We start from the raw sequence: 24,983 nt of genomic DNA, 5'->3' as shown, positions 1-24,983 counted from the left end.
CACCGCCTCCATTGCGCCGGCGCTGGTGTTCAGCAACGCGCTGGGACTTTCGACGGCGCGCGAGCTTGCGCAGCGACTTGAGCCATCCGATCGTGACGATGCGCGACGCATTTTCGCGACCTCGGTGATGCTCGCGATCGGCGTGGGCGGCCCGATCAGCGTTTTCTTGCTGTTTGCGGGGGCGCCCCTTGCGCGTCTCGGATTTCATCTGGCCGGTCCGGCCGCTGACGACCTCGGATTGGCCTTTATCGTGGCTGGTATTGGCTGGCTATGCCAATGCGTTTCGGCGGTCTTCGTTGCCCTGTTTACCGCGCGTCAGGACTATCGCCGGATCGCCTCGGTCGGCATTGCCAGCACCGTGGTCTCGACTTTCTCGATGCTGTTGCTGATCCCGGTTTCGCCGTATGCGTCGACGTTTCTCGGTTGCCAGGCGCTGGGATTTGCGACCGGCCTGGTGATGGCTGTAGCCTGGTCCCGTGGCGCAATCGGTCAATGGCTCGCACGGCCGGCATTGCATCGCGATGCCTTCGCAAGGCTCGCTCGTTTCGGCATCTGGCAGGTGGCCGCGCAGGGCGGGGCACTGCTTGCGGCGCAGGCCGACCGATATCTGCTTGGCGCGCTGTTGCAACCGCAATTCGTCGGCTTCTATGGTGTGGCGCAACGCCTCCAGGAGGCGACCTATATCGGCATTCTCAAGGTCGGTGAGATCTTGTTTCCATTCTTCAGCACGCTGCAAAAAGAGAGCGAGGACCGCAGGGTCGATCTGCTGTTCCGATCATCGTGGATATTGAATGTCCTTGCGGCAAGTGCCTTGGGCGCATTGATCCCCGTAGCCGGTCCGCTGCTGCATGTCTGGACCGGAGCGGAGGTCGCAGCCGAGGCCGCGCGGGTGCTCGTCGTTCTGTCGGTTGCCGGTATCCTTGGATCGAGTGCGAACGTGTTCGGCTTCTATCTGCTGGCGCACGGGCGCTCGCGCTCCAACGCGCTCATCGCGTTCATCACGGGCATTGTCATCCTCGGCACCAGTGCGATCGTATTGCCGAGCTTCGGATGGCAGGCCGCAGGCTGGAGCGCCTGCGCCGGCATGGTTGCGCAGATGGCGACCATCGTCGTGCTGTTGCGCCGCAGTTTTGACATTTCCGGCATCTGGCCGCGCGTCATCTATTGCGTGTTGATGCCGCTCGGCATCGGAATTGCGACGGCGCTGGCGCTGCGCACCGGCCTCGACAGCGCACCATTCCACCTTGCGCCATCCTGGTGGTCGGTGGGAGCCGTCGCATCGGTGACGGCTGCGATCATCTTTGTCGTCGAAGTTGCCGCGTCGCAGCTGGGGCCGTATCGAAGGGCCTGCTTGCAGGACTTGCGCGCCATTGTCACTCGTTTCGTGCCCCTGAAGGCGATCTAGGACATGTGCGGAATCGCCGGAATCGTCAATTTGCGCGGCAATTCGGTCGAGCCGGCCGACATCTCGCGACTGACCAGCCTGATCGCGCATCGCGGTCCGTTTGGCGAAGGAACCTGGTTCAGCCCGGACCGGACTCTCGCATTCGGTCATCGTCGCCTTGCGATCATCGATCCCGGCGAGGGTGGCAATCAACCGATGCTGTCTGCCGACGGCCGTCACGTCATTGTTTACAACGGCGAGATCTACAATTTCCTCGAGCTGCGCCGCGAGCTCGAGGCGCAGGGCGCGGTGTTCCGCAGCCAATCCGATACCGAAGTGATCCTGGCCGCCTGGCAGGCCTGGCGGGAAGAGATGCTGCCCCGCTTCAACGGCATGTGGGCGCTGGCGATCTTCGACACCAGCACCGGCGAACTGTTTCTTGCGCGCGATCGGTTCGGTATAAAGCCGCTGCTCTATGCGGTGTCGCCGGAACGGTTCATCTTCGCGTCCGAGCAGCGGGCGCTGGTGCGAAGCGGACTGATCGACGCTTCCGTCGACGTGGAGGTTGCGCGCCGGCTGCTGCTCGATGCCTTCGGGACCGAAGGAAGCGAGCGGACGCTGTTTCGGCGGGTTCGCCGTCTGCAGGCCGGCCATTGCATGTGGCTGCGCCAGGGCAAGGTCAATGTCAGGCGCTGGTGGCGGACCGTGGATCACCTGCCAGCCGTGCCGGCCACCGAAGCCGAACGTGTGGCCCGCTTTCGCGAGCTGTTCCAGGATGCCGTGGCCCTGCGCATGCGCAGCGATGTGCCGATCGGAACGTGCCTGTCCGGAGGCTTCGATTCATCGGCGGTGATCTGCACCATGGCTGCGCACGAGAAGGCGGGCATGGGCCCGCGTGACAGTAGCGCGTGGCGCCATGCCTTTGTTGCGACGTTCCCCGGCGCCCTGAACGACGAGCGGCCGATGGCGGAGGAGGCCGCCGCCTGGGCAGGGGTAGCACCGACATTTCTCGAAATCGGGCGAGCCGATGCGCTCACGGACCTCGATCAAATTCTCGACGATCTCGATGACGTCTATATCTCCTTGCCCAGCGCGATATGGTTGATCTATCGGCAGTTGCGGCAGCAAAACGTGACGGTGTCGCTGGACGGTCACGGTGCGGACGAGTTGATGGGGGCCTATCTGCAGCAGGGACAGGCAGGCGCATTTCGACTCCGGAACGCGGTTGAAGACTTCGCTTCGCGCTCGGCGCTGGCTCGACGCGGCGTGGATGTCCTGCGAGCGTTGGCCCTCAGGCGTCGGGGCATGTATTTTCTGCGCGGCGGCCTCGGCAATCTTCCCGCCCCGCTTCCGCTGGCGGCAGAGGACGACGTGCTGCCGCGTGAATGGGGCGGCTTGAACAAGCGCCTCTACCGCATGTTCCATAGCACCGTGCTGCCCACCATCCTGCGCAACTTCGACCGTCTCTCGATGGCGCACGGCGTCGAGGTCCGCATGCCTTTCATGGACTGGCGCCTGGTGACCTACACGATGGCGCTACCGGAGAGCAGCAAGTCGTCGGAGGGCTATACCAAGGCGGTCGCGCGGCGGGCGATGGCCAACCTGATGCCGGAATCAATTCGCACCGAGCGCCGCAAGGTGGGCTTCAATTCACCGATGCCGGAATGGCTGAACGGGCCGCTGGCCGGCTGGACGGCCGACCTGCTCGATCGCAAGGTGCCGGCATTTACCGAGCTGGTGGACGAGGCGGCTCTGCGCACGACGGTCAGTCGATTGACGGTGTCGAAGTCCTGGGACTGGGAAACTGTCGGTCGGATCTGGCCGTATCTGAACATGAAATGGATGTTGGCGAGGTATGTATAAGGATGCGTCTGTTCCAGAATAGCTGTTTCTATCCATCCTATCTGCCGCGATTGAACCAGCTCGCGGCAAAGGCTGTTAGCTTCGAAGAGCGACGCCGGGTGTTTCTGCACGACCGCTTCGGCGCCTCGCATTTCCTCCAACCGGTGCTCGAGGGGGCGTCGGAGGCCTTTTTCACCAATGGGGACGACGAGGTCCTGCAGCGCCGCTGGGCGCGCGAGCAGGGCATGCCGGGGGAGCCGACGCTCGAGGCTATTCTCCTTGCACAGATCGAGCACCACGCCACCGAGGTGCTCTACAATCTCGATCCCGTGCGTTACCCGAGCGCGTTCGTTGCCAAGCTGCCGGGTTGCGTGAAGAAGGCGGTGTGCTGGCGCGCTGCGCCGTCGGGCAACGCCGATTTCACGGCCTATGCCGCCGTGCTCGGCAACGCTCCCTCGATCCTCGATATCTGGCGCCGCAGGGGATGCCGGGTCGAATCCTTCTTTCCGGCGCATGATCCGGTGATGGACGAGTATGGCCACGGCGAGCGCCCTGTCGACGTCGCCTTCGCCGGCGGCTACTCACGGCACCATCGCGTGCGCGCGCGAACGCTTGAGCGGGTCGCGCAACTCGCCGACAGCCGCAATATCGTTTTTTGCCTCGATGCATCGCGCCTGACCAGGCTCGCTGAAAGCACGCTTGGACGGTTGTTGCCGTTGCGACGGCACCGCCGCCCCGATGCCATCGCCGCCATCGCCAAGCCGCCGGTGTTCGGCAGAGAACTTTACGAGCTGCTCGGCTCGGCGAAGATCGTGCTCAACGGCGCGATCGACATGGCCGGCACGGATCGCGGCAACATGCGTTGCTTCGAGGCGATGGGATGCGGCGCGCTGCTCGTCTCCGACGCCGGTGAATATCCTGAAGGCATGCAGGAGGGCGTGACCATCGAGACCTATGGCACGCCGGAACAGGCCGCCGAGGTCATTTCGCGTAGCCTGCAGGACTGGCCTGGGCCGGCTGAGATCGCCGCGCGTGGGCGGGCTCGCGTCCGCGGTACTTATAGCAAGGACGTGCAGTGGAAAGCGTTCGTCGATCTCGTAGGACGCCTGTAGCATGCTACAGCGTTCGTCGCGCGCCCTCCCGATTAATTGCATGAATTTCAACTTAATGATCCAATGGAGGATGGAGGCTGACTCCGTTGGAGGTGTCATGAGAACCCGAACGCGTTCGATCTTGCGACGTGAGAGGGTACGTTGATGTCCAGCCTTTCCACGCTTGTACGCCATTGCGCGCATGCCATCGATGGCATCAATTGGCACTATATCGTCCAGCGCCTGATCGGGCGGGCGACATGCCGCATGCATCCTGGAGCGTTCCTGGCTCATACTGCGCGGATCAGGAATGCGTTGGGCGATAGCGAAAAGATCGTCATCGGCAGTCATTCTCACGTCCGGGGTGAGCTGATGATCCTGGGTCACGGCGGCCGCATCACAATCGGAGAGTGGTGCTATGTCGGAGCCGGTACGCGCATTTGGTCGGGAGCCTCGATCGACATCGGAAATCGCGTCCTGATCTCGCATTCAGTGAACATATTCGATAATCTTTCGCATCCGATCCGTGCCGCTGAGCGGCACGAACAGGCAAGGCAGATTTTTACCTTGGGTCATCCACGCAAGCTCTCGCTCGACGATCGTCCGATCAAGATCTGCGACGATGCGTGGATTGGCGCTTGTGCGATGGTAATGCGAGGCGTGACGATTGGTGAGGGAGGGATCGTCGCCGCGGGCGCCGTAGTCACCAAGGACGTTCCGGCCTATTCCATCGTGGCGGGTAATCCCGCCACCATCGTCAGGGAGTTGTCGCCGGACGAGCGATAAGGGACGCCCACGACAATGAAGATTGCAATGTGCTCACAAGCCAACCGCCTGCACACAAGGTAGCGCCATGTCCGTGTGGGTTACCGGCGCGAACGGGTTCATCGGCCGCCATCTCGTCCGTGAGTTGGCAGGGGGCGGGCATGCTGTCCATGGCGTCGGCCATGGAGCCCTCGATCCGGCCGATGCGCGCGCGCTCGGCCTGCAGACCTGGATCAATGGCGAAGTCGATGCCGCCAATCTGAATGCGCTCGCCGCCGCGCACGGACTGCCGTCGCACGTCCTCCATCTGGCCGGCGGGTCGTCCGTCGGATTATCGATCGAGCGCCCGTTCGAAGACTATTCGCGCACCGTGGCCAGCACGGCGCGTTTGCTGGAATGGCTTCGAAGCTTTGCGCCCGCGAGCAGGCTGATCGTCGCGTCGAGCGCTGCCGTCTACGGGGCCGATCACGCCGGACCGATCCCAGAACGCGCGACGTTGGCGCCGATGTCGCCCTACGGCCACCACAAGCTGATGATGGAGCAACTGTGCCAAAGCTACGTCCAGAGCTTCGGCATTCGCTGCGCCGTCGTGCGTCTGTTCTCGGTCTACGGTCCCCACCTTCGCAAGCAGCTTCTCTGGGACATCTGCTCACGGCTGCACAACGAGCAGCGCACGCTGAACCTCGGAGGAACAGGCGCCGAGATAAGGGACTGGACCGACGTTCGCGACGTCGTTCGCCTGCTAGCGCGTGTCGCGGAAGGGACGTGGCAGGGCGATTCTGATGTAATCAATGGCGGCTCCGGGCGCGGCGTAAGCGTGGCCAGCATTGCTGAAGGCCTGATCGGGCATTGGGGCAGCAAAACGACCGTGCAGTTTTCCGGCATCGCGCGTCCAGGCGATCCGACCAGCCTGCTGGCCGACAACGCGCGCCTGCTCGAGATGGATTTCGAATGGCGTATTCCGCTGGAGCGGGGACTGGCCGACTACGTCGCATGGTTCAAGGGCCAAGCTCGTGCCTGAGCGTGCGCCGCTGCGGATCGCATTCACCAACATTCCGCGCCGCCTGTGGGCGGGAGGCTACAATTACCAGCGCAATCTGTTCGAGGCGCTCAGCAGATACGCGCCGGGAACGGTGACGCCCGTGCTGTTTGCCGGAATGGCTGACGAGCCCGAGGAGATAGCAGCGCTAGCCAGCATTCCCGCTGTCGAAGTCGTGCGCTCGCCGGTGTTCGATCACGCCGCGACCGGTCTTGCCCGTGTGACGGGCCTTGCCCGCGCCATCGCCTTCGGCCTGGACCGACCCGCCGTCGCCGAATTCGCGGTTCGCAAGATCGACATGGTGTTCGAATCCGCGCGCTTCTTCGGCTGGCGCTTGCCATTCCCGGCGGTCGCATGGTTTCCCGATTTCCAGCATCGCCTGCTCCCGCATCTTTTCTCCAGGGGAGCGTATTGGCGGCGCGATCTCGGCTTTCGGGTCCAGATCGCGTCCGGTCGGCATATCATGGTGAGCAGCACCAGCGCGCTCGGCGATCTCCAGAGGTTCTATCCGGGCATTTCGAACGGTGTTTCGGTCGTTCGGTTTGCCACCGAGCCGCCGGCCGGTCTGCTCGCCACAAAACCGTTCGACGTAATCGCGCAATATGGTCTGCCGTCCCGGTATTTCTACCTGCCGAACCAGTTCTGGCGGCACAAGAACCACCAGATCGTCATCGATGCGCTTGAACTTCTGAAATGCCGGGGATTCGACATCGTCGTCGCGGCATCCGGAAACACGAAGGACTTCCGTGAGTCCGGTTTGTTCGAGAGCACCATGAGCCAGGTCAGGTCGCGCGGTCTCGAGATGAATTTCAGACATCTTGGAATGATTCCGCTGGATCACGTCTACGCCCTCCTGCGCGCGTCGACGGCTCTCATCAATCCTTCGGAGTGCGAGGGGTGGAGTACGACAGTCGAGGAAGCCAAGTCGTTTGGTGTCCCGATGATCCTGTCCGACCTCGACGTCCATCGCGAGCAGACCGAAGGCAACGCCCGATATTTCGGCATCCGCGACGCCGCTGCACTGGCCGATCACATGTTGCAGGTTGCGCAAACAGCTGGGCCTCCGACTGTTCGCAATTTGCTGCCGAACCTCGAGCCGCGCGTAGAGGCGTTCGTTGCGGATTTCGTCCGATTGACGAGGGATGCGATGGGCTGACGGAGCGGTTAGGCCTGCTCTGCTGACCGACCTGGCGACGATGTTTACAAGTGGAGACCGCAATGGTAGCAGGTACGCTTGGTTGGTCTCGTTGGCCTTGGTCGATGTTGACGCCATTGGGGTCTTTTTGCGTCCTCACGGGATAGAGTTATTGATCCTCTCCGCAGTCGGGTGTCGGCGATCATACTGATGACGAAGACTTGGTTGACCACCGCAGCGATAGCGGTTTGGATCTCGGCTAACGCAGTCCTTGTCCTTCTATATGGCATGCTGGGCACGAAGGGACATGCAGCGGTAACAGCGGCCTTATTGATCGCACCGATCGTCGTGATATCGGCAAAGTTTCGGCCTGTCCCGGCCGATTATCTGTTTGCCGCACTAGCAGCTCTGGTGGTGGCCTCAACTGTCGTGAACGGCGTCACGGCAAGCGGCCGCGATTATGCACTGCTCGCGATTTCCATGGCCTACTATCCTGCGTTCCGGGCGGTAGCTCATCGTTTTGATCCCAGGCGCTTCTGCTACATCATGGGAGCGATCGTCTCGGTCGGGACGCTGCTGACGGCTTGGGCCATAGTTTACGATCGGAGCGGCGAGTATAAGCCGTTTGTCTTCGGGTTCGGTGAAGGTCCGACCGTGTTTTCGCTAACTTGGTGTTTCTTGGTATTTACGCTCCTTTCGATGAAACTCTCGGCGCGTCAATGGCCGGTTGCCGGACTGATCGCCGTGCCTTCGTTCGTGTTCGCCGCCGCTATGGTGCGACACCCTTTCATCGCCTTGGCTCTCAGCTTTGTTGCGTCGGCGGTCAAGTCAGGCGGTCGGCGCCAGATCGCGGCGCTTGCCATAGTATGTCTGACAATTTTCATTGGATTGGCTGCTCGTCCCGCGATGTCCGGCAAGATCATTGGGCTTGTCGTCGAGAATGCCCACAAGCCGGTCGTGGCGTGCGATACCAAGGACACCTTGGCAATTCGAATAATACTCACGAAGGAAGCCTTAAACCTGCTCCCAAAAGCTGGTCTCCTTGGGCGGGGCATAGGAACCTTCGCCCAACAATCCTGCTACAAGACAGAGCCACACAACGTTGTACTGCAAGCGGCAGTGGAAGTTGGTGTTGCCGCCGCGCTGCTTCTGGTCGCCGTGTTCACTCTGGGTTTGATGGCGGCCGGCAGGCGGGCCCGCTTTGATGCCGTCGGGTCCTTTGTGTTCGCTGGGCTGGTATTCGTGGGGATCGAGTACTTGATAAGCGGCTCGCTGACGAATTCAGCGCTGCTCTTTGGATTCATGGGGTGGGCCGTCGGACTGCAACAAAGTGAGGGTCGCGAGATCAGCGGTGAGCCGCAGCTCGCCGCCGGCCCGTAGCCGATGTCTTGCCGTAAAATCAACTCAGCGCCTTGTCAGTGACATTGCTGTAGCAGCATCAAGCCCATCAGCGCGACTTTCGAGTCAGGTGCGCAAATCGCTGATGCGCGGAGCGCGCTCGTCGCGGGACGGCTTCCGAGCAGCTCAAGCGAGAAAGGGCGCTAGTGCTAGTCTTGTAATCGCCGGCGCGCGCCTCAGACTACTCGGGCAAGTTTCAGTTCCGCAATCTCTTCGGCGCCTAGGCCGAACTCTTTCAGCACCTCGTCGGTGTGCTCGCCGAATTCCGGCGGTCGTGCCACCATTCTGCTCGGCGTGCGCGACAGCGACACGGGCTGGCCGACCAGGCGAATATGCCGGCCCTCGTCGTTCGGCACCTCCTGCGCGATGCCGAGATGCCTGACCTGGGCGTCCTCGAACATCTGGTCGATGGCGTAGATCGGCCCGCAGGGTACACCGGCCTCGTTGAACTCACGGACCCAGGTCTCGGTCGATTTCGTCAAGGTGCGCCGCTCGATTTCGGCATTGAGCGCGTCGCGATTCCTGGAGCGAGCGGGGGCGGTCGCGTAGTCGGGATGGCTGTAAAGCTCCGGCGCGCCAATTGCCTGCGCACAGCGCTCCCAGATCCGCCCGCCCGTGGTGGCGATGTTGATGTAGCCGTCCGAGGTCTTGAACACACCGGTCGGGATGCTGGTCGGATGGTTGTTGCCGGCCTGCCTGGCCACTTCCTTCTCCATCAGCCAGCGCGCGGCCTGGAAGTCGAGCATGAAGATTTGGGCCTGCAGCAACGAGGTCTGCACCCACTGACCCTTGCCCGAGACCTCGCGCTCGAGCAGCGCGGTGAGGATGCCCATGGCACAGAACAGGCCGGCCGTGAGGTCGGCGACGGGAATGCCGACCCGCATCGGTCCTTCGCCGGGCGCGCCGGTGATCGACATCAGCCCGCCCATGCCTTGCGCGATCTGATCGAAGCCCGGCCGCTTGTGATAGGGGCCGTCCTGGCCGAAGCCGGAGATGCTGCCATAGACGATGCGCGGATTGATCGCGGCAAGGCTCTCATAGTCGATGCCGAGTTTCTTCTTCACGTCGGGACGAAAATTCTCGACCACGACGTCGGCCTTGGCGGCAAGGCGTTTGAACACGGCGAGCCCCCGCTCGTCCTTCAGGTTCAGCGTCATGGCCCGTTTGTTGCGGTGCAAATTCTGGAAGTCGGAGCCCCGGCGCGGCCCGCCCGGCTGCTCGCCGCCGGCATCCTCGGTCAGTGCGTCAATCTTGATGACATTGGCGCCCCAGTCCGCGAGCTGGCGCACGCAGGTGGGCCCGGACCGGACGCGGGTCAGATCGAGCACGGTGAAGCGCGACAGGGCTTCCGAGGCATGCGGAAAAGGCATCTTGAAAGGCTCCGGGACAGATTGCGGAGCCACCATAAGGCCGAAACATCAGGCGGCAAGTCTGTCCCGACGCGGATGCCGCCTGTCGAAATGCAAGGCCTGACCGGGGCTGGACCTGGCGCAGCCTGCCGCGCTGCCCAAGGAGATCAGCGCGACAGACGCTTCAGCTCGGCGCGCGCCTGCTCGGCGAGCGGGTCATCGCCGTGGCGCGCGATGAACAGCTCGAACGCCTCCCGCGTTCCAGCCCGGCGGGCAGCCTCGAATTCCTCCGCCACCGCGGCGGAAGGATCGCGGGCCATTGGCATGGAGGGCGCGCGTCCCGCCGCGGTGTTCCCCTTGCTGCTTTCGTTCGCATTGGCTTTCGAGACCATGAGAGACTGTTCTCCGATTGGCAGACGATCCGGCCCGGCGAGCATCGCCAGGGCTCCGATCAGACCGGCCGAAAATGGACCCAGTTTCATAGTTTCCTTTACGGAACACGCTAGGCGCGGTACTGAATGCCGTTGCTGCTCCGTATCATTACGGAAGTTGATGGCTAACACGGCATTACGGCCCGACTGAAGGCCCGACGCCCAAATTAAACCAAACGTATAACTCTCTAGCTAGAATCATGCCCTGCGCAGCGAACCGTGCGCGATGCATTGCTCCGGAGAGTCCATTGGCCACCTCTGTTTCCGTCAGTGCCACCAACAATGCCGAGATCGACGGCCTGCTGTCGGGTTACAAATGGACCGGCACGATCAGCTACAGCTTTCCCGACTCGCCTAGCGATTACGCTAATCCTTATACCGGCGGCAGCAGCGAACCGACCAAGTCGGGTTTCGCCTCGGCGCCGACCCAGATGCAGGCGGCGATCACCTACGCGATCGGCCTGATCCTCGGCTACACCAACGCCACGATCCAATACAACGGGACCGGCAGCGGCGACATCATGATCGCGCAGTCGCCGTCCGCCAATCCGACCTCTTACGCCTACTATCCCGGCAACTATGCGTCCGGCGGCGACATCTGGTTCGGGACCCAGTACGATTATTCGCAGGCCAAGCTCGGCAATTACTATTTCGCGACCGCGCTGCACGAGCTCGGCCATGCGCTCGGCCTCAAGCACAGCCAGGAGGCCGGCGGCCCCGCCAACGTCGCGGTGCCGAGCGCGCATGACGACAGCGAATACACCGTCATGAGCTATCGCAGCTATGTCGGCGCCTCGACGACGTCCGGATACACCAACGAGGCGTTCGGATTTTCGCAGACCTACATGGCCAACGATATCCTCGCGCTTCAGACGATGTACGGCGCGGACTACACGACCCAGAGCAGCAACACGGTCTACACCTGGAATCCGAGCACGGGGCAGGAATTCATCAACGGCGTCGGGCAGCTCGCGCCGGGCGGCGGCGTCGGCGGCTCGGCCAATCGCATCTACGAGACGGTCTGGGACGGTGGCGGCGTCGATACCTACGACCTGTCGAACTACACGACGAATTTGACCGTCAACCTCAATCCCGGTGCGGCGTCGGTGTTCTCCTCGGCGCAACTGGCCAATCTCGGCAACGGCCATTACGCATCGGGCAACGTCTACAACGCCTGCCTCTACAACAACGACGCGCGGTCTTACATCGACAACGCCATCGGCGGGTCCGGCAACGACACGATTATCGGCAACGCGATCGCCAACGTGCTGAACGGCGGCGGCGGCAACGACACGATCATCGGCGGCGGCGGCAACGATACAATTGTCGGCGGAGCCGGCGCGGACACGGCGGTGTATTCGGGCAGCGAAGGCGGTTACGCCATCACCTACGATTCGACGAGTCAGACCTTCACCATCGTCGACCAGCGTACTGGCTCACCTGATGGGACGGACACCGTCACCGGAGTGGAGAACTTCCAATTCAACGACGGTACGATGAGCAGCTCCACTCTTATAAGTCTGCTCACACCTCTCGTGATCGACGCGGTGGGGGCAACGAGCTTGGTGCAAGCTGGAAACGGTTACTTCTTGAGTTCCACGGCTAACGGCGGCTCGAATTTGCAACTGAAGTACGGTGGATCGGGGGTTGTCGCAGGACAATTTGGTGGCTGGACGCCGATCGGCGCGGAGGCTACCGGCAGCGGTTTCGAAGTAGCTTGGAAGGTCGCGGGCGCGGACCAATACACGGTCTGGAATACGGACAGCTCTGGCAACTACACTAGCAATGCAATTGGCGCAGTCTCGGGAAAGAGCTACGAGCTTGAATCTTTGGAGACGAGTTTTCACCAAGACCTCAATGGTGATGGCGTTGTTGGGATCGTCGCGAGCACGATCGAGTCTTTTGGGTTGACGGCCCTCGTTCAGCAGGCAAGCAGGTATTTCCTGTCTCCCGTTGGCGGTGGTTCGAATGTTCAATTGAAATACGGTGGATCGGGTGTAGTCACGGGGGAGTTTGGTGACTGGACTCCAATCGGAGCGGAGGCTACCGGCAGCGGTTTCGAAGTAGCTTGGAAGGTTGCAGGGGTCGACCAATACACAGTCTGGAATACGGATAGCTCCGGTAATTACGTTTCCAATGCCATTGGTGCGTTATCGGGGCGCAGCTATCAATTTGAATCCTTGGAAACGAGTTTTCACCAGGATCTCAATGGTGATGGTCTGGTTGGCGTCGCAACGAGCACAATTGAGTCTTTCGGATCGACGGCCCTCGTTCAGCAGGCGAGCACATATTTCCTGTCTCCAAGTGGCGGCGGTTCGGGTACCGAACTAAAGTTCGGTGGATTCTCGGTAGTCGCAGGACAGTTTGGCAGCTGGACGCCTATCGGCGCAGAGAGTACCGGCAGTGGTTACGAGCTAGCTTGGAAGGTAGTAGGCTCGGACCTATACACGGTTTGGAATACAGACAGCTCGGGCAACTACACTAGCAATGCAATTGGCGCAGTCTCCGGAAAGAGCTACGAGCTTGAATCTTTGGAGCCGAGTTTTCACCAGGATCTCAATGGTGATGGCGTTGTTGGGATCGTGGCAAGCACGATCGAGTCTTTTGGGTTGACGGCCCTCGTTCAGCAAGAACACAACTACTTCCTGTCTCCCGCTGGCAATGGTTCGAATGTTCAATTGAAATATGGTGGATCGAGTGTAGTCACGGGGGAGTTTGGTGACTGGACTCCAATCGGAGCAGAGGTTACCGGCGGCGGTTTCGAAGTAGCTTGGAAGGTTGCAGGGGCCGACCAATACACAGTCTGGAATACAGATAGCTCTGGCAACTACACTTCCAATGCTGTTGGTGTTTTATCGGGAGGCAGCTACCAACTTGAAGCCTTGGAAACGAGTTTTCACCAGGATCTTAATGGTGATGGTGTCGTTGGCATCGCAACGAGCGCAGTTGAGACTTTGGGATCCCATTCATCGCTCGGAGCACCAACTCCAGATCATTTTGTGATTCTTTTGTAAAGTCATTTTCATTTGGTTGTGAAACATTGCTCTGATGCGCGACCAGGGAGAACTTGAGGATTAGCGCTGACTGCTTTCGACGGCTAGATGCAACTGCGGTCGTCGCAGCCGATTATCGTCTCTGACTTTGTCGCGCTCTTTGACAAGCCGAGGGAGCGTTCTCGGCATATCGCTTTTCCCGTAAGGCGACTCCCGTGTTTCGCGAGGAGAATTGAGCTCCGGGCTTGGGAGAAGGAGGTTACCTCGTGCGTGAGATTGGTCGGTCGATGAAGGCGCTCGGGCGTGGGGTGAGACGGAGCAGGTACATTCATCGGCAGGTGTCGTCCGCTTCGTCATCGTTTACGAATCGTCTGCTCCGCCGGCTGGATCCTTCAAGCACGGAGCTTTCGACCTTTTGTCTCGGACCAACCGCACATTGGTCTCAAGAGAACCTTCTATACAGCTGAACGGTATAATGTCCGACAACTCGGGCCGAGTATGTTCTCTCAACTAATTCGCGAGCTGCTTGACCGAACTTGGCGCGCAGCTCGGAGGATCCTGCTAGTCGCAGAATTGCATCTGCGAGACTGCTCACATCATCAATAGGAACCAAAAAGCCAGTTTGATCTTGCACCGCAATGTCGCGGCAGCCGGGGGCGTCAGTCGCGACCATTGAACGGCCGCATGCGGCCGCTTCCAACAAACTTACTGGGAGCCCTTCGCGACGCGACGGCAGGACGGCGAAATGAGAGCGTCTCCACACCGATGCCACATCGTCGACGTGCCCAAGCCAAGAAATGCCTGGTAGGTTGCTCCATTCTTGAAGCTCCTGATTAGATACAGATGCGGGATTTAGCGGATCCGGCCTTCCGGCGATCAAAAGGTTGAAGCGGTGACCTTTTGCCCAAAGCGACTGGTGCGCTGCTATCAATGCGCGAATACCTTTGTCAGCGAGCAATCGGCCGACAAAAGCAAACGTGATGGGCCCGGGCGGCTCCGGCATCGGCCGAAACTTGGCATCGTCCACTCCAGAGCCAGGGATGTGGATCAGCTGCCGATCTAGAATCCCTAAAGTGACAAGCTCTTTTTTGTCGTCCTTGTTTTCGACGAGAACGACGCAATTGGCGCGGTTAAATAGCGCCGGTAGCACGAGGCGTAGAACGCCTTTTAATATCCGCGCGCGTAGGTCAGCTGATGTGAATACGTAGCCGAGCCCAGTAATTCCGTTGACCTTTCGTATGTTACGTCCCAACATTGCCAGTGATCCAATTACGGAACACTGCAACGAAGAAGAGTGGACGATGCTCGGCGACAATTTCGCCGCGATCCTTCTGAGCGCCAGAATGGTCGCCAAGGTGGACCAGACCGATCTCAGCGACTGGCTACCACGTCGAATGGGGACGTCATGTACCACAAATCCCTCAGCCGCTATCTTCGATGCCGAGCCGGTGTTCCGGGTCGCCACGTGAACGTCAAACCCAGCGTCCCTCGCAAATCGAGCCATAGGCAAGCGGCTTAGCAAAAAGGCCGAGTCCTCATTCGCGAAATACAGTATGCTTTTTCTTTGGGGCGGCACTCCAGGCACCGTCGATCTCCAGCTACTCTCGTGGGCCTAAACCCTTCAAATTCTCTTCGGCAAATCGGGTTTACCGATCGAGCATCGCTCTGTCACGGCATTGACGGGCGGGCAGCTGAACCACCTATATTCTCTCGGATCGGCGAGGGATAAACCCCAGGCCAAGGAGGGCAAGCCCGCTGGAAAGTGCCTGAAGTCGCCGGGACGTTCGCTCCGAGGCGACCGGACGACCATTTAGGCAAAGAGCCGTTTCTCTCTTTTGGAGCTTTCGTTGTTTCAGCTGCTCCAGCGTGGCATCCCTTGCAGCAAGATGAGTTGGACGCACTAGTCCAAAACAGCATACGAGAGCTGCGGTGTGAAGGGGAAGCGCTTGATCCGCAAATTCTTAATTCCGGCCGCCTCGAGCACAGCAACCGTTTCGCCGGGCCACTGCTTTTGGTCCAGTTCGTCAAAGGCGATAATGGCGCCCTTCGGCATGCGCGGCAAGAATGCGTTGAGCGCGGCAAGCGTTGGATCGTAGAGATCGAAATCGAGGTAGAGCAGCGCGACGACGAGGTGACGGTTTTCCTCGACGTAGCTTGGAATGGTTTTGCTGGCATCGCCCTTGACGAGCTCGATCCGCGGAATGTGCCCGAGCGGTCTGTTGAGATCATACAGTTCGGTAGCCCGCCGTATGTCCGCCTCGATCCCCTGAACTGCAAGTCCGCCGACCTTGGCAAATCCCAGCTCGGCTGCCTGCTCCGATTTGTCCTGCTCGGCAAAGCTCGGAAATCCGGCGAAGGTGTCGAAGCCAACAATTCGGCGGACGTGATTATAGGGCTCATAGATCGCCGACAATTGCGCCCAGGTCAGCAAGCCGCCGCCCATGAAGACACCGCATTCGACGATGTGGCCATGAACCTCGACGAGATGCTTGAAAAGCTCATTCTTGGCGAGAAACAGCGCCAAATTCTGTCGGGGTGTAAACTTTACGAAGTTCCGCAGCTTAGCCAGCGTATCTCCCTCGCTTGAAGCGAAATACTGCTGTATCTCGCGCGAATAGCGATCATCGCTCGCTGTCTGCGTTCTCTGGTCAAGCATCGAAAATTCGTTTTGCATTCGATCTCCTCAAGGCGCAGCCGCGCCATCCTCCTGCCCCAACAGGGTGCGCGCCAAGCCTGTGTCAAGGTCTACCACCGGTTTCCAGCCCAGAAGCTCCTGCGAGCCGCTGGAGTCCAGGAAGATATTGGCGACGTCTTCGCCTATTTGGGTCTCCTCAACAAGCGCCTCTTTGCCGAGGATACGACCAATTCGGCTGACGATTTCCCTGGTTTCGTAAGAAGCCTGTCCGCCCAGATGATATATTGGGGCGCGGCCCGAGCGGATAACTTCCATGATTCCGGCTATGGCATCATCCGAATGCAGGAGCTGAAGCCGCGGACGGGCGTTGCGATAGACATGGGTAACAACGGGCTTGTTCTCCCCGACGTACTGTCGCGCAAACCAAATCAGCCGCGGTCTCGCGCTCTCGCGGCCGTAGACCGGCGAGATCCTGACGATCGTGGCGGAAACACCCTCGTTCTCGACTGCATTGCGAACCAGCATTTCCTCGAGAAATTTCGTTTGCCCGTAGACTCCCTTTGGCCGCGCCGCCGTTGCGATATCCGCGACCATCAATGGGCTACGATAGCCGGAGAACACCACGGAGCCCGAGGGCTGGACCAGGCGAATGCCGCGGACCTTGCAGACGTCGAGAACATTGCGGAGAATGGTCAGGCCTTCGCCCAGGGCTGAATTGTTGGTGTAGATTCGAGGGTAGGCGAAGTGGACAATCGTGGAGATGCCGTTTTCGCGACAGTACTGGTCGAGCCGCGAGGTGGGCCCGGCCAAATCGAGCTGGGCGCGAGTTGGTGTGAAAACCTTGTGAGATGACGAAAGGCGCAGAGCAAGGTTGGCGCCCAGGAAGCCCGTGCCGCCGGTGATCAGGACGTGATCGACCTTTTGCTCGACGGGGAACGAATTGAGCGCTGCGCGCAAGTCTTCGATCATGTCGAGCTTGATCGAGGATTCCCCGGTGGCCTTTACGATTTCGGCTACGGCGGCATCGATTGCCATACCGCGCGACTTGGCGAGGATGCCGGCCGCAATGGTATTGCTGCGCGAAACTCCGAAGTCGCAAACGATGATGACGCGCCGTCCCGTCTCGAGAGCGGAAACACCCTCGTCGATCTTGTCGCACAACGCCGCCGGTGAATTTCCGTGCCTGTCGACGAGTGTTCGAGCATCGACTTTGATGCTGCCTTCCGCGACGTAGTCGCTGTCCGGCGCCGTGCCAAGCAGTCCGGGAATGATCCAGCGGATCATTGCTTAAGTTCCTGCGGCAGAATGGCGACCTCGCTCAGCGTCCGAAAATACCAGCCAGGCGTTATGCCAAGTTCAGTGCGGGGAAGCTGTCCCAGCGACAGGCGTGTATAGAAGTCGACTTCATTGAAGCCAGCCAGTGTTCGAAGGAACGTACTGGCTGAAAACCGGGCGTTGATTTCGAAGGGGACGAATCTGCCGTCGGCAGCCAAGCGTCCTTGAATGTTCAGCGGCCCGGTGCTTTCCAGTCGCTGCGCAATTTCACGGGCGATGGCGCAGATTTCGGGGTATTCCCCGATCTGACCCTGGCTGTAGCCGCTCGAGATCACGAAGTCATCGCCCTGCATGGCCACCGAAAGCTTGCTGTTGAAGCTCCGCCTCAAAGCAATTGCGCCGGCGCAGCTGCCGTCAGGTCTAGAGATGACGCCAACCGTGAACTCGCCGCGCTCATGCGGGATGTATTCCTGCGCTACAGGGATCCGCTTGTTGTTGCGGAGATAGGTGCAATAGAGTTCCGCCTCGGCGTAGGTTCTTGCAAAAAAGACAAAGCTGCTTCCGCCGCTTCCGGTTGCCGGCTTGATGATACAGGGCAGCGGAACGCGATGAAGATCGGCAGGATTGGAGATGGTCATCGTCACCGGCGTCGCAATGCCTATCGCCGAGAGGATCTCGAAGCATCTTCCCTTGTGCGAAAGGCGCTCGACCAAATCCGGATTGTTGTGACCAATGCGCACGCCGATCTCGGAGAACTGATCCGCAGCGCGGCTGATCAGAACTGCAGGTTCGTCGCCGCCGGGTATAACGCAATTGATGCGCTCGTCTCGGCAGAGTGCGAGCAGGTCGACGATGTACCGTCCACGATCGACGAGGAATGTGCTTTCAAAGTTGGAGTCGTAGTGGCCGTACGCGTAAGGCGAGATATCGCATCCGATGATCTCGTATCCGCCTACGTGGCGCAGACATTTGGCAATTTCAGTTCCCAGGGAGGCGCCAGCTATCCCGGCGATCAAGATCCGCGGGCGCGGAGTGTCAGTGGTCATTCATCTTGGCTCCCGCGGCCATCGAAAATTTTTGACTCGCACGAGAGGCGTATATGTCACGTGCGCGAATGGTCTTACAAGCGGCATTCGAGCAATGGGGGGGGGGCGATCGCGCGAATCCAGGAATTGCTGAAAATGCGGCTCAATTGTCATCTCAAACTCGAGGGTGCTTCCCTCAGACATTTTTCGGCAACGCTCAGATTTGGCAGTACACCTGACCGCGGGGGGGGGCGGCTTGGTCAGCTGCCGTCAACCGTATGAACCGAACCAGCCTCAATTATCACCTGACCCCATAAGCCGCAGCCGCCCCAGGGCCAAGTCGAGTTCGAGAGGCTTTCCGACAGGATTTTAATAAGAAGTCCTAAAATATCCAATAGGAACAATATCTTGAAATCGTTCAAATCGTGAACAAGAGGCTTGACGTTCACGAAATGAACGGCGTATGTGGTCGCTGACGCTGGAGGCGTATGGAAGTGGACCGTTTGCTAAATACAAGGCATGAGAACGAGAAGATCGTCCTTGGCCTGTTGAGTTCTGTGGAAAACGATGGTGCGCGCTCGCAGCGCCGTATCGCCGCCGAGCTAGGCATCGCGCTCGGGTTGGTCAACGCCTATCTCAAGCGCTGCATCAAGAAGGGGCTGGTCAAGGTGGGAGATGCGCCCGCCCGCCGCTACGCCTACTACCTGACGCCGCAGGGGTTTGCCGAGAAATCCCGCCTCACGGTTCAATATCTGTCCGATTCATTTTCCTTCTTCCGCCTAGCCAAGAACGATTGCGCGCGCGTGCTCGGTCAGGCGAAAGCCAAGGGCTTTTCGCGGGTCGTGCTGGCGGGCCAATCGGATCTGGCGGAGGTTGCGATCCTCTGCGCGGTCGAGGCGGGCGTTGTGATCGTGGCGCTCGTCGATCCTGCGTGCGAGCTGGCGTGCTTTGTCGGCGTCAATGTCTTCCGGTCCTATGACGAGGTGAAGGATGCGTTCGACGCTGTGATCGTGACCGATGTCACGCATGCCGCTGCATCCTATGACGCGGCCGTTGCGGTTTATGGCGCGGAGCGTGTGCTCGCGGCAGGTCTTCTCGGCTTGCGCGAGTCGGGCGAGGCCACGGAGAGCGCACCATGAGCGACGCCGTCGACACGTCCTGGCATGTTGTGCAGACCCAGGTCAACGGCGAGGCCAAGGCCGCGCAGAACCTATTGCGCCAGGGCTATGGAATCTATCTGCCGCGCTATCTGACGCGCCGCTGCCACGCGCGCAAGATCGACCTCGTCGCAAAGCCGCTGTTTCCGCGCTATATGTTCGTGGCCATCGACAGGGCGATGCAGCGCTGGCGGTCGATCCAGTCGACCCAGGGCGTCTCGCATCTCGTCTGCAATGGCGAGGAGCCCGCGGTAGTGCCAAGCGGCGTCGTGGGAGCGCTGAAGGCGCGTGAGGACGATCGCGGCTTCATCAGAATGGAAAGGATTCCTGGTTTCGCGCCTGGCGACAAGGTGCGCGTGCTTGCAGGCGCCTTCATAGATAGTGCCGGGTTGTTCGATGGAATTGGGGACCATGACCGGGTCGCCATTCTGCTCGATCTGCTCGGTCGCAAGGTCCGCGTTTATCTCAATGTGGATCTGGTTGCCGCCGCCTGAGCGCGGCATATCACGCGGCGCGCTCTAGGAGGCGCCGCGTTCGTCTTCGCTCCCTCTCGGGAGCCTCCGGGTGGAGAGCGTTTCACCCGGAGTGCGGTAGCATGGAAACTTGGGCGGATGACAATTCTGGTAACGGGGGGCGCAGGCTACATCGGTAGCCACGTCGTATACGGACTGATCGAACAGGGGCGGCGCGTGATCGTGCTGGACAATCTGTCGTCAGGTTTCCCCGAGGCCGTGGCCGAGCAGGCAAGACTCACCGTTGGGGATGTCGGGGATGCGGACCTCGTGTCGCGGCTGATCGCCGAACATGGCATCGATGCGATCATGCATTTCGCCGCATCGACCGTGGTGCCTGAATCCGTGGCAAAACCGGTTGCCTATTACAAAAACAACACTGTCAATTCCCTGGCGCTGCTTGATGCGGCGATCGCCGGCGGCGTCAGACATTTCGTGTTTTCTTCCACCGCCGCAGTCTACGGCAATCCGGCCACCGAACTGGTCAGCGAGGACGTGGCGCCACGGCCGATGTCGCCCTACGGCACCTCGAAGCTGATGACGGAAATGATGCTGCGCGATGCGGCTTCGGCGAGCGGTCTGTCCTACGTGGTGCTGCGCTATTTCAATGTTGCCGGCGCCGACCCTAAGCTGCGGACGGGACAATCGACGCGGGCCGCCACGCATCTGATCAAGGTGGCCGTGCAGGCTGCACTTGGGCTGCGCGATGGCATGGAAATTTACGGCACCGATTATCCGACGCCTGACGGCACCTGCGTCCGTGATTACATTCATGTCTGCGATCTGGTTAGCGCTCATATCAAGGCGCTCGACCATCTGCGCGGTGGGGGCGCGAGCGCGACTCTCAATTGCGGTTACGGCCACGGCTCTTCGGTGCACGAAATTATCGCGGCGGTGAGGCGGGTTTCAGCCGGCGATTTCGTGGCAGAGCCAAGGCCGCGGCGCGCCGGCGATCCAGCCGCCGTCGTCGCCGACAGCACACGACTGCGCCAGCTGTTGTCGTGGACGCCCGCCTATGACGATCTCGACACCATTGTCGCCCATGCGCTCGCCTGGGAAAGAAAGTTGAAGCTGCAATGACCTCTGTGACAGTCAAGATCATTAAGCCGCACAGCGAACGATCGTTCGCCGAGGACGTCGCGGGTATCTGGGCGCATCGCGAGCTGGTGCTGGTGCTGGCGCGTCGCGAAATCTCCGTTCGCTATCGACAGACCACCGTAGGTTTGCTCTGGGTGCTGCTGCAGCCTTTAGTCACGACCGCAATCTTCACCACAGTGTTCGTATTTTTTATCCGCATTCCCGATCAGGACGGCTCGTACCCGCTGTTCGCCTTTGCCGGCATCGCCGTCTGGCAATACTTCACCCGCGTCGTGAGTGAGGGGGGCAGCAGCCTCGTCACGAGCAGCGCGTTGATCACTAAGGTGTCGTTTCCGCGGATGATCATTCCCCTGGTTTCGCCGATTGCGGCAGGAGTGGATTGCCTGATCGCGATTTTCGCGCTGGTGCTTTTGACAGCCCTTTTTGGGGCTCATCTGAGCTGGACGGTGATTTTTGCCCCGCTCATTATCCTCGCGGTCGCCCTGTTCGGCTACGGCATCGTGCTCTGGCTCGCCCCGCTAAACGCCGTCTACCGCGACATCGGAATCGTGATGCCCTTCGTGCTTCAGATTGCGATGTACCTCAGCCCGATCGTCTATCCGGCCTCCCTGGTGCCGGAGAAGATCCGGTGGCTGTACGAACTCAGCCCGGTAGCGGTGATGGTCGATTCGATGCGGTGGGCGGTGCTTGGGACAAATGCTCCGTCCCTGGCCGGGATCGGGGTATTTATCATGACAATTGTGATTCTCTTCTGGGGGGGCGCGCGCATGTTCCGGAACATGGAAGGCACCATTGTCGATCGGATCTGACCGGCGAAATCACTCAAAAATTCGCTTCAACGAGGAGTTAGGATGACTGCGGCAATCGAAGTGCGTGGTGTCGGCAAAGAATATTTCCGCGGTGTCCATCACACTCGTACGCGGTTGCTGTCTCAGACTATCTCCCAATGGGGAAGCAGGCTGGTTGGAAGATCGCTTGATGAGGACTACTCGGCGGTCGATGTTGAGCCCTTCTGGGCGCTCAAGGACGTCAGCCTGACCATCGAGCAGGGCAAGGTGGTCGGAATCATCGGACGCAATGGATCCGGTAAGAGCACACTGCTCAAGATCATGGCGCAGATCACCGCGCCGACCACTGGAGAATTGAAATTAAACGGCCGCGCTGGCGCGCTGCTGGAGGTCGGAACCGGATTTCATCCTGAACTGAGCGGCCGGGAAAACGTGTTTCTCAACGGCGCAATTCTTGGCATGAGCCGCGGCGAGATAGCCCGAAAGTTCGATGAGATAGTCGATTTTTCCGGTGTCGAAGCTTTTATTGATACCCCGGTCAAACGCTTTTCGAGCGGTATGCATATGCGGTTGGCTTTCGCGATTGCCGCGCACCTCGATCCCGAAATTCTGATAATCGACGAGGTTCTCGCCGTCGGGGACGCGGAGTTTCAGCGAAAATGTCTGGCGAAAATGAAAGAAGTAACGAGCGACGGACGTACAGTCGTTTTCGTCAGTCATCACATGAACACCGTAATCAATTTCTGTTCCGAATGTGTACTGCTCGAGAAAGGTGCCATTCAGGCGATCGATAGGCCGCGTGCGATCGCTGATATTTATTTCTCCAGTGAAAACAGAAGAGCTCGCGCCTCGCTCGATTTCGCCTGGGACTCCAGGCCTGGCGACGACATCGCGCGCCTTTGCGGCGCGCGTATCCTTGACGCCGATCTGAAGGAGCGCGAGGATTTCGATCGAGGCGAGAAGATCGGTCTGGAAATGACATTCGAGGTGTTGAAGCCAGGTTACGGTCTGCTGCCGAATTTCCACGTCTTCATGCAAGATCAGTGCGCATTTGTTAGCTCTCCCCAGCAAGAAGAAGAACTGGTCCCGGGAGTTTACAAGTCTACGATGTGGATTCCGGCTTCATTTCTCAATACCGGTTTTTACGTGATTTCAATCGCCCTGACGTCCTTAAATCCGATGCTGATCCACTTCTACACCCAGGAAGTCCTGCGATTCCGTGTGTCTGAGAAGCAAGGTCTCGGCGTCGGGTTCGATATTCCGGGCGTCGTCAGGCCGACGATTGACTGGAACGTTGCGCTGACCGATGGCTGATTCGTCCGAGAGAGCTGTTCCAATGATTTTTCATCCCCTCGGGCTTGCTGGCGCCTTTCGCATTACCCCCCAGTTGATGACGGACGAGCGTGGGGCATTTGCGCGGCGTTTTTGTGCCGATACGTTTCGAGCGCGTGGTCTCGAGGCCGATCTGGTGCAGCGTTCGATATCGTTCAACGCGCGTGCCGGAACGCTTCGCGGGTTACACTTCCAGGCCCCTCCACATCTCGAGACCAAGATCGTGCGTTGCGCCCGCGGAGCGATTTTCGACGTCATCGTCGATCTCCGCGATAGCTCACCGACCTATGGCCAATGGCACGGTGAGGAGCTGACTGCTGACAACCGGCTGATGCTCTACATTCCTAAGGGCTTTGCACACGGTTTTCAAAGCCTGGAAGACAATACCGAGGTCGACTATGAAATCACGCCGGCTTACGTGCCCGACGCCGGCGCAGGTTTTCGCTTCGATGATCCGATTCTCGCGATCGATTGGCCGGTGGCGAATATCATCATTTCCGAGCGCGACAGAGCGCTGCCTCCCTCGTTTGCCGGCATCCGATTGTGATAAGTGGGAGCGAGCTAACATGGTCGCATCTAAGCCATCGCGCATTCTCTATACCAAACCGTCCATAACCGAGCTCGAAACCCGCTACGCTGCCGACGCGGCTGCAAATGGGTGGGGCGAGAATTGCTATGATTACATCAATCGCTTCGAGGCAGCGTTCAAGGATTACCTCGGCACGGCTTACGCGATCGCGACGTCGAGCTGCACCGGTGCACTGCACATGGGAATGGCAGCGTTGGGAGTTGGCCCGGGCGATGAAGTCGTCATGGCCGACACGAACTGGATCGCATCCGCGGCTCCGATCGTCCATCTCGGCGCCCGGCCAATCTTCGTGGATATTCGACACGACAGCTGGTGTCTCGATCCGGATCTCGTAGAGGCGGCAATCACGCCCCGCACCAAGGCCATTCTGGCGGTTCATCTCTACGGCAATATGTGCGAGATGGAACGGCTGCTGAGAATCGGCGAGGCGCACGGCATTCCCGTGATTGAAGATGCGGCCGAAGCGATCGGTTCCGAATATGACGGCAAACGCGCCGGCAGCATGGGACAGTTCGGAGCCTTCTCGTTTCATGGCACCAAGACGGTGACGACTGGCGAAGGCGGGATGTTCGTAACCAATGATCCTACTCTTTACGACAGAGTGCTGACGCTCTCAAATCACGGTCGCTCACGCGGGCAGACGAAGCAGTTCTGGCCCGATGCCGTCGGCTTCAAATACAAGATGTCAAATATCCAGGCTGCCCTTGGTTGCGCACAGATGGAACGGGTCGATGAGTTGGTTCGTCGCAAGCGGCAGATCTTCCAGTACTATCGCGAGCGTCTACGGAATCTTTTGGGTGTCCGAATGAATCCTGAACCTACCAACGTAGTAAACGGGGCTTGGATGCCAACTGCCGTGTTTGATGAGGAGACCGGGGTCACACGCGACCAATTGAGCCGCGCCTTTGCTGCCCAGAACATCGACGCGCGCGTGTTTTTTCACCCGTTGTCAGGCTTGCCGATGTTCGATGACGCCCCGACCAATCGGAACGCGTGGGACATTCCTCTTCGCTCCATGAACCTGCCCAGCTATCACGACATCACAGATGATGAGCAGGACAGAGTCATCGAAACCATTCGTCGGGTCTTTGACGAGCAGTCCCGGAGCCGGGCTCTGGGTCAATACTAATTCAACTTAAGGATGG

At 59.9% G+C, this 24,983-nt stretch carries 21 protein-coding genes; 15 read left to right on the top strand and 6 right to left on the bottom strand.

Annotation, left to right across the window (positions count from 1 at the left end):
- Window positions 1-127: 127 nt before the first annotated feature.
- The 7 genes from A5906_RS15340 to A5906_RS15305 all read left to right on the top strand — a co-directional run bounded on the left by A5906_RS15340 (window position 128) and on the right by A5906_RS15305 (window position 8,636).
- Window positions 128-1,405, top strand: a complete 1,278-nt coding sequence (locus A5906_RS15340; RefSeq protein ID WP_245326745.1) for a lipopolysaccharide biosynthesis protein — start codon at window positions 128-130, stop codon at window positions 1,403-1,405.
- A 3-nt stretch (window positions 1,406-1,408) separates the two neighbouring features.
- Window positions 1,409-3,247 (top strand): asparagine synthase (glutamine-hydrolyzing), encoded by a 1,839-nt coding sequence (gene asnB / locus A5906_RS15335; RefSeq protein ID WP_080136213.1) that lies wholly within the window; start codon window positions 1,409-1,411, stop codon window positions 3,245-3,247.
- The gene (locus A5906_RS15330) at window positions 3,223-4,338 is read left to right on the top strand and encodes a glycosyltransferase family protein (RefSeq protein WP_245326763.1); all 1,116 of its coding nucleotides are present in this window, start codon (window positions 3,223-3,225) and stop codon (window positions 4,336-4,338) included. Before asnB ends, A5906_RS15330 begins: the two co-directional genes overlap by 25 nt.
- Before the next feature lie 144 nt (window positions 4,339-4,482).
- Window positions 4,483-5,103 carry an acyltransferase gene (locus A5906_RS15325; protein ID WP_080136208.1) on the top strand — a complete coding sequence of 207 codons (621 nt, stop codon included), beginning with the start codon at window positions 4,483-4,485 and terminating at the stop codon, window positions 5,101-5,103.
- A gap of 67 nt (window positions 5,104-5,170) precedes the next feature.
- Window positions 5,171-6,103, top strand: a complete 933-nt coding sequence (locus tag A5906_RS15320; RefSeq protein WP_080136206.1) for an NAD-dependent epimerase/dehydratase family protein — start codon at window positions 5,171-5,173, stop codon at window positions 6,101-6,103.
- Complete coding sequence (locus A5906_RS15315) at window positions 6,096-7,277, top strand: glycosyltransferase family 4 protein (RefSeq protein WP_080136204.1); 1,182 nt, start codon at window positions 6,096-6,098, stop codon at window positions 7,275-7,277. Before A5906_RS15320 ends, A5906_RS15315 begins: the two co-directional genes overlap by 8 nt.
- A 189-nt stretch (window positions 7,278-7,466) precedes the next feature.
- Window positions 7,467-8,636: a hypothetical protein gene (locus A5906_RS15305; RefSeq protein WP_080136200.1), complete on the top strand. Its 1,170-nt coding sequence runs from the start codon at window positions 7,467-7,469 to the stop codon at window positions 8,634-8,636.
- 194 nt (window positions 8,637-8,830) lie between these two features.
- Here A5906_RS15305 and A5906_RS15300 read toward each other — a convergent pair whose 3' ends face one another.
- Complete coding sequence (locus tag A5906_RS15300) at window positions 8,831-10,024, bottom strand: CaiB/BaiF CoA transferase family protein (RefSeq protein WP_080136542.1); 1,194 nt, start codon at window positions 10,022-10,024, stop codon at window positions 8,831-8,833.
- A 146-nt stretch (window positions 10,025-10,170) separates the two neighbouring features.
- Window positions 10,171-10,395, bottom strand: a complete 225-nt coding sequence (locus A5906_RS15295) for a hypothetical protein (RefSeq protein WP_430642387.1) — start codon at window positions 10,393-10,395, stop codon at window positions 10,171-10,173.
- 287 nt (window positions 10,396-10,682) lie between these two features.
- Between A5906_RS15295 and A5906_RS15290 the strand changes: the two genes are divergently transcribed.
- Window positions 10,683-13,448, top strand: a complete 2,766-nt coding sequence (locus A5906_RS15290) for a M10 family metallopeptidase C-terminal domain-containing protein (protein WP_080136196.1) — start codon at window positions 10,683-10,685, stop codon at window positions 13,446-13,448.
- Between the two features lie 421 nt (window positions 13,449-13,869).
- Here A5906_RS15290 and A5906_RS15285 read toward each other — a convergent pair whose 3' ends face one another.
- The 4 genes from A5906_RS15285 to A5906_RS15270 all read right to left on the bottom strand — a co-directional run bounded on the left by A5906_RS15285 (window position 13,870) and on the right by A5906_RS15270 (window position 18,383).
- Window positions 13,870-14,931, bottom strand: a complete 1,062-nt coding sequence (locus tag A5906_RS15285) for a glycosyltransferase family 4 protein (protein WP_347337604.1) — start codon at window positions 14,929-14,931, stop codon at window positions 13,870-13,872.
- A gap of 396 nt (window positions 14,932-15,327) precedes the next feature.
- Window positions 15,328-16,101 (bottom strand): TylF/MycF/NovP-related O-methyltransferase, encoded by a 774-nt coding sequence (locus A5906_RS15280; RefSeq protein WP_080136192.1) that lies wholly within the window; start codon window positions 16,099-16,101, stop codon window positions 15,328-15,330.
- A 9-nt stretch (window positions 16,102-16,110) separates the two neighbouring features.
- Window positions 16,111-17,346 carry an NAD-dependent epimerase/dehydratase family protein gene (locus tag A5906_RS15275; RefSeq protein ID WP_080136190.1) on the bottom strand — a complete coding sequence of 412 codons (1,236 nt, stop codon included), beginning with the start codon at window positions 17,344-17,346 and terminating at the stop codon, window positions 16,111-16,113.
- A complete protein-coding gene (locus A5906_RS15270) occupies window positions 17,343-18,383 on the bottom strand; it encodes an ATP-grasp domain-containing protein (protein ID WP_080136189.1) in 1,041 nt (346 codons plus the stop codon). The genes A5906_RS15275 and A5906_RS15270 overlap by 4 nt, the downstream gene beginning before the upstream one ends.
- Window positions 18,384-18,850: 467 nt before the next feature.
- On the opposite strand from A5906_RS15270, the gene A5906_RS15265 reads away from it, so the two are divergent.
- The 7 genes from A5906_RS15265 to A5906_RS15235 all read left to right on the top strand — a co-directional run bounded on the left by A5906_RS15265 (window position 18,851) and on the right by A5906_RS15235 (window position 24,967).
- The gene (locus A5906_RS15265) at window positions 18,851-19,501 is read left to right on the top strand and encodes a winged helix-turn-helix transcriptional regulator (RefSeq protein WP_136615251.1); all 651 of its coding nucleotides are present in this window, start codon (window positions 18,851-18,853) and stop codon (window positions 19,499-19,501) included.
- Window positions 19,498-20,013 (top strand): transcription termination/antitermination protein NusG, encoded by a 516-nt coding sequence (gene nusG / locus A5906_RS15260; RefSeq protein ID WP_080136187.1) that lies wholly within the window; start codon window positions 19,498-19,500, stop codon window positions 20,011-20,013. The genes A5906_RS15265 and nusG overlap by 4 nt, the downstream gene beginning before the upstream one ends.
- A gap of 117 nt (window positions 20,014-20,130) precedes the next feature.
- On the top strand, window positions 20,131-21,111 hold the full coding sequence (gene galE / locus A5906_RS15255; RefSeq protein ID WP_080136185.1) for a UDP-glucose 4-epimerase GalE: 981 nt from the start codon (window positions 20,131-20,133) through the stop codon (window positions 21,109-21,111).
- Window positions 21,108-21,938 (top strand): ABC transporter permease, encoded by an 831-nt coding sequence (locus A5906_RS15250; RefSeq protein ID WP_080136183.1) that lies wholly within the window; start codon window positions 21,108-21,110, stop codon window positions 21,936-21,938. The genes galE and A5906_RS15250 overlap by 4 nt, the downstream gene beginning before the upstream one ends.
- Before the next feature lie 42 nt (window positions 21,939-21,980).
- On the top strand, window positions 21,981-23,231 hold the full coding sequence (locus tag A5906_RS15245; protein ID WP_080136181.1) for an ABC transporter ATP-binding protein: 1,251 nt from the start codon (window positions 21,981-21,983) through the stop codon (window positions 23,229-23,231).
- 22 nt (window positions 23,232-23,253) lie between these two features.
- Entirely contained in the window at window positions 23,254-23,796 is a 543-nt protein-coding gene (rfbC, locus tag A5906_RS15240) for a dTDP-4-dehydrorhamnose 3,5-epimerase (protein WP_080136179.1), read from the top strand.
- Window positions 23,797-23,815: 19 nt separating this feature from the next.
- Window positions 23,816-24,967, top strand: a complete 1,152-nt coding sequence (locus A5906_RS15235; protein WP_080136177.1) for a DegT/DnrJ/EryC1/StrS family aminotransferase — start codon at window positions 23,816-23,818, stop codon at window positions 24,965-24,967.
- The last annotated feature ends 16 nt before the right edge of the window (window positions 24,968-24,983 follow it).

Source organism: Bradyrhizobium sacchari (assembly GCF_002068095.1).
GTDB classification, from domain to species: Bacteria; Pseudomonadota; Alphaproteobacteria; order Rhizobiales; family Xanthobacteraceae; genus Bradyrhizobium; species Bradyrhizobium sacchari.
This window is presented reverse-complemented; position numbering and strand designations above follow the sequence as displayed.